At 47.7% G+C, this 2,402-nt stretch carries 2 protein-coding genes and 1 pseudogene; all 3 read left to right on the forward strand.

Annotated elements, in window-relative coordinates:
- Positions 1 to 408: MarR family transcriptional regulator (locus A1D16_RS20540; protein WP_290713166.1), on the forward strand; the 408-nt coding region annotated here is incomplete at its 5' end.
- Positions 405 to 1,973, forward strand: coding sequence for a histidine ammonia-lyase (gene hutH, locus A1D16_RS20545; protein ID WP_290713169.1), 1,569 nt, complete (start codon positions 405 to 407; stop codon positions 1,971 to 1,973). The genes A1D16_RS20540 and hutH, both read left to right, overlap by 4 nt.
- A 47-nt stretch (positions 1,974 to 2,020) precedes the next feature.
- Positions 2,021 to 2,402, forward strand: a pseudogene (locus A1D16_RS20550) (urocanate hydratase); the annotation flags it as partial.

A 2,402-nucleotide genomic window follows, 5' to 3' on the forward strand; every position in this document is an offset into this window, starting at 1 on the left:
GATGTAAACCTGGTATATAAAAAACACCAGATCCGTTTTGACGCGGCCTGGTTCCCGGTTTTTTACATGCTGTCAAGAAACAATACCGTTTCTATACGGGATATTTCAGAAGAACTGGAAGTTTCCCATTCTGCCGCCAGCCAGCTAATTAGCAAACTCCAGGAAAAAGGACTGATCAAATCCGTTCCGGATAAAACAGATGCCCGCAAAAAAATGGTCAGCTTTACACCGAAAGGGCAGAAATTATTGGCACAGGTAGAACCCATCTGGACCGCCCTGCAAAAAGCCATGGAAGAATTGTTTAAGGAAGGAAATTCCACCAGCCAGCTGATGCAGGCTATTGCAGAAACAGAAACGGCTTTCCGCAAAAACTCCATTTTTAACCGCATAGAAAAACACCTGCCATGAATCCAGGATTTCAATATGGAATTGACCACCTGACCGTAGCCGCCTGCCTCGGAATTGCGAAGGGTACTATCCGCGCTTACCTCGGACCGGCTTCTATTCAGAAAATTACGGCAAGTGCAGCAGCAGTTGCCAAAATTGTTGAAGAAGGAAGAACGGTATATGGGGTTAATACCGGCTTTGGAATATTGGCCAACAGCTCCATTTCAGAGGAAGATACCCGTACCCTTCAATACAAAATCCTGCAAAGCCACAGCGTGGGCGTGGGCAACCCCATATCGCCGGAACTAACCAAAATAATGCTTATTACCAAAGTACATGCATTGGCTAAAGGTTATTCAGGAATTCAACTGGCCACGCTGGAACGACTTTGCTGGATGATCGACCAGGATATTCTTCCCGTTGTACCCGAAAAGGGCAGCGTGGGGGCCAGTGGTGACCTTGCTCCCTTGTCTCACCTTTGCCTGCCCCTGATTGGGTTAGGAGAACTCACTGAAAAGGGTAACCGAAAACCAGCTTCCGATGTGTTGAAAGCCCATCAGTTGGAGCCCGTTACCCTGGGACCCAAAGAAGGACTGGCATTGATCAATGGAACCCAATTCATTCTGGCGCATGCTGTAAAGGCTGTTCAACGCTTGCAGAACAGCCTGGATGCCGCGGATATTATCGGCGCAATGAGCCTTGAATCTCTAACAGGTACAAAAGCGCCTTTTGAGGAGGCCCTGCATGCATTGCGGCCATTTGCCGGAAATCAATATGTGGCCCATCGGCTCCGTCATCTGCTAAATGAATCGGCCATTATGGACAGTCATCTGGATTGTGGAAGAGTGCAGGACCCTTATTCGCTTCGATGTATGCCGCAGGTACATGGAGCATCTCGCAATGCCTGGCTGCATCTGAAAGAACTTACAGAGATCGAACTCAATTCGGTAACAGATAATCCTATTGTACTGGATGCGCAACATACCATTAGTGGCGGAAATTTTCATGGACAACCGCTGGCACTTCCGCTCGATTATAATTGTTTTGCTGCTGCTGAAATCGGTAATATGTCCGATCGCCGCTGCTACCTGCTGCTCGAAGGCAAATGGGGACTGCCGATGTTGCTGATGAATAAAGTGGGATTAAACAGTGGTTTTATGATACCACAATATACAACAGCTGCCCTGGTAACGGAGAACAAAACCCTCTGCTTTCCGGCAAGCGCCGACAGTATACCCACCTCACTGGGGCAGGAAGATCATGTAAGTATGGGCAGTATCAGTGGAAGAAAACTTAACCAGGTAATTGATAACCTTGAATATATTCTGGCTATTGAGCTGATGAGTGCTTGCCAGGCAATCGAATTCCGGCGCCCTTTAAAAAGCAGCCCGGTGCTCGAATTTGCGCATGACTATGTACGTAGGTATGTGGGGTTTGCTTCGGAAGACCGCATTTTTGCCCGTGATATAGAACAAATAGCCGCCCTCCTTAAAGATTTTTCTTTTGTGGAGCAGGTACATCAATTTGCCACGCAGGAAGGAAACCCCCTCAACACCGGTTTCCCCTCCTTCACCCTCCACCCTTAACCTTCCACCTTTCACCCTTCCACCTTTCACCCTTCCACCATAATTTTATGCCAACAACTCCATCCCGCTGCAAAGGCTGGCTTCAGGAAGCCGCTCTCAGCATGTTACTAAATAATCTTCATCCCGATGTTGCCGAACGACCCGAAGAACTGATCGTTTACGGCGGACGGGGAAAAGCGGCCAGAAACCAGGAATCACTCGAACTGATTATCAAAGCGCTTGAACAATTAGAAAATGATGAATCCTTGTTGATTCAGAGCGGTAAACCAGTTGCTATCCTGCAAACCCATGAAGATGCCCCAAGGGTACTGATTTCAAACTCGCAATTGGTACCAAATTGGGCGAATTGGCAGCATTTTGATGAGCTCGAAAAAAAAGGGTTGATGATGTATGGGCAAATGACTGCTGGCTCCTGGATCTATATAGGCT

Origin of the sequence: Flavihumibacter sp. CACIAM 22H1 (genome assembly GCF_001601815.1) — a bacterium.
Lineage (GTDB): Bacteria > Bacteroidota > Bacteroidia > Chitinophagales > Chitinophagaceae > Flavihumibacter.